This window comes from Crocosphaera chwakensis CCY0110 (assembly GCF_000169335.1).
GTDB lineage: Bacteria > Cyanobacteriota > Cyanobacteriia > Cyanobacteriales > Microcystaceae > Crocosphaera > Crocosphaera chwakensis.
The window spans coordinates 1-3,145 of record NZ_AAXW01000125.1 but is presented as its reverse complement, the minus strand read 5'-3'; the positions used below and the strand labels follow the sequence as shown (position 1 = coordinate 3,145).

Here is a 3,145-nt window from a genome sequence, read left to right as displayed (position 1 = left end):
TTCTGTTGCTTTAACTGAGAAATTTCCTCTTGTTGCTCTTGTTTTTCTTCAATTAGTTGTTCGACTTGCTTATCTCGCTCATCGAGTTGACTTTGAACAAACTTAAAGCGGTCATTAGGGGAAAGAATTAATAAAGGGTCTAAACCTTTGTCCTTGAGGAAAGGAAACAAACTCTCAGTAACAATCGGTTGTTCTTTAGCATCTTCGCGAACCTGAGCTATAAACTCCTGCAATGATTCAGGAGTAAAGTCGTAGTTTTTTTGAAGTACGTTAAAATCCTCCTGTGTGACTGGTTGATGCAGTTTGAGAACCCGTTTAATGCGCTTGGGTTTAGGACTGATTTGAGAAGTGACTCTCTTCCAGATGTTGGGAGAAAGAGTTTCTCTCCCCATCTTTTTTGATTGTTTGTGCGATCGCTCTGTAATCTCGTTGTACCATTGCTTAACTCCCTCAAAACTCAACTTTGACAAATTAAGCCACAAATTATCCGGGACAAATCTAAAAGGGACTTTAAGAATTTTATTTTTCCACTCCTCAGTTAAATTATCCCACCAGCCCACAAGTCGAATATAAGACTGAACAAGGTCTTCGCCACCACAGTCCTCAAAAAAATGGGTAATCTCCTTTTCGTCTGTGAGATTAGATAACTCCTGTTGTAATGCGTGTGCTTTATCAAGGCTGTGATCAAGTCCTATTTTTAGTAATAGCATAGTTTTTCTCTCTAGTAATTCAAAAATCGAGTGCAAGTATCTGTATCGCAGCCATAAAACCTACATCTACCCGAAAGTCGGGAGATACAATATTGGTTGCAATCAACAAGTATATGAAGACTTTTGAAATAAACACCGTTTTTGTTTTAAGCCTTCCATAGAAAAATATAGCTTTATTTTATAAAGTATGCAAATTGCACAAACAATATCTTACGGGTGTATTGAGGCGTTGCAGGAAGTTTAATAGAAGAAAGAACGAAAAATTTGACTTTGTGCCTTAATAAAAGAGCGCACATTATCGATCTGCTTCAGAAGATGAATCACTTACATCAACAGATAACTCTGATTCATCTTCATCAAAGCTGAATCCTACCATCTCCATCGAAGATGCTTCAGGCTCGACAATATCTGGATCGTTTCTCAACCATAATCTGGTTTCAGAGCCTGATGTATCTTTTTGTAAAAATGGTAATTTAATACCAGCATAAACGCCGTCGGTATTGTCGTATCGAATATACCGCCGAATCAGACCTGTCTCGGTTTCTTTTCTCTCATCTATATGTAGTCTATCAGAACCAAAAATGATATTAAAATATTCAATAAGAGTTTGCTTTACTTCTTCTAAATCAAAGGGTTTTTTAATGAATCTACGAACTCCGTAATTCATTAAGTAATCTTTAATTTGTTCACCACCTTGATTTCCAAAAGCAATGAATCCGTAAGGTAAATTGAGTCTATCTGGCAAAATTCCTAACTTTGCTACGTCAGAAATAAACTTTTGCCAAGAATAAACATCAGGAGAAACTCTTTTTTTAGTTTCAAAAAAAATTGTATCAAAGGGAATAAGCTTTCTATCTTTAGCTAAAGGATCTAAATTATATGTAACTAAGTTTTTAAGAGCTATTTCATAAGAAGGACAATGTATGAAAACAAATTTATAAGGATCATTTGTTTTAGTCTGAAACTGACGGGGTAAGTATTGAGGAGGATTAAAATATTTGAGGATTTGTATCGCTGTTTCGGGATTGGTGTCAACGTATAAAATTTTGATCCGCTTCATTGATAAATCATCTTCCTAAAGACTCTTAAATGATAATACAAAAGATAATATAAAGTTGTTGATCGGGTTGAGATCAAAACTATTTTGCTTTACCTAGTGTTATGATACAGGGTAAATTGTGATTTTTTTTTTCGTAAAATAGTTTTTTAGACGGATTGATCAAAGTGCAAGGAAAAAGCTTTTTTCCCTAAGATTTTCTCAAGAGATACGATAACCGATTCTTTCAAGGTCTGCTTAGCAAATATAAGCACAGAGCTCGCTGTTCTCTAAAAAATTTAGAAAAAACAGCAAGAAAGTAAACTAAATTAGTTAAATTACAATAAATATGAATAAAATAGTGCTAAACAAGAGGTGTGTTTGTTTATTTAGCTTATTATTAGCTCTTTACCCTTTTTTTTGTCCATACCTAAAGGCTGAAGAAAAACCGAATTCATCTAGCGTAACCGTAGAGAACATTCCTTTGCTTCCGCCTAACGTAACTTTAGACGCAATAATTCTTAAGGATTCTTCGGTGATCACTCAAGAACAAGTTCAGCAGGTTGTAGCCCCGTTTCTTAGTAAAAATGTGACTCTTGAAGATTTAAGAAAAATTCAAACTCAACTAACAGAGCTTTATACACAAGCAGGCTATCTTAACTCTTTAGTTCGTTTTCTACCTCAAGATAATCATCGACTAGAAGCAGGAGAAGGAATAATAGTGTATAGAGCTATAGAAAGCAAACTCGTAAAGATTGAAGTTCAAAATTTATCTCATTTGCAACAGAAATATGTTGAAGATCGCTTGTGGACTTATGAGTCTAAGCCCCTTAATGCTAAAAGTTTAGAAGAAGGATTATTGCTATTACAGCAAGATCAACTAATTTCTAAAATCGAAGGCAAGCTTATTCCAGGCAGTTCTCAAGGCGAGAATATCTGGATAGTAAGGGTTGAAGAAGCTCCCGTTTGGCAAATAGCAACAGAAATAAGTAATGAGGAAAGTCCTTTCATTGGTGAATGGGGAGCCAAAGCAATTCTGGAAAATAAAAATGTTTTTGGAGTTGGCGATCACGCTCAAGTAGAATATAAACAAACGGAAGGATTAGAAAGACTGTTGGCAAATATCAGTGTTCCCCTTAATCCGCAAAACGGGAGGTTACAATTATCTTATCAGTTTAATAAGAGCGAAATTATTGCAGAACCTTTTGATCCCATTGATATTCGTAACGAATCTTTTACTATATCAGCTAGTTTTCTTCAACCACTCATTTTTACACTAACGGACAAATTTAGTTTAGGAATTAATGTAGAACATAGAGAAAGCCAAAGTTTTGTTTTTAACGATTTTCCCTTTTCTTTCTCTTCTAACGTCAGAGATGGCTTTACAGAACTAAATGTA

General features: G+C 34.8%; 3 protein-coding genes. 1 reads left to right on the top strand and 2 read right to left on the bottom strand.

Annotated features, from left to right (window positions below):
- Both CY0110_RS27440 and CY0110_RS27435 read right to left on the bottom strand, forming a co-directional pair.
- Positions 1–710, bottom strand: a 710-nt coding sequence (locus CY0110_RS27440; RefSeq protein ID WP_008278934.1) for a hypothetical protein, incomplete at its 3' end; no start/stop codon positions are given.
- A 295-nt stretch (positions 711–1,005) separates the two neighbouring features.
- Positions 1,006–1,770: a hypothetical protein gene (locus CY0110_RS27435; protein ID WP_008278933.1), complete on the bottom strand. Its 765-nt coding sequence runs from the start codon at positions 1,768–1,770 to the stop codon at positions 1,006–1,008.
- A gap of 325 nt (positions 1,771–2,095) precedes the next feature.
- Between CY0110_RS27435 and CY0110_RS27430 the strand changes: the two genes are divergently transcribed.
- Positions 2,096–3,145: POTRA domain-containing protein (locus CY0110_RS27430; RefSeq protein WP_332306415.1), on the top strand; the 1,050-nt coding region annotated here is incomplete at its 3' end.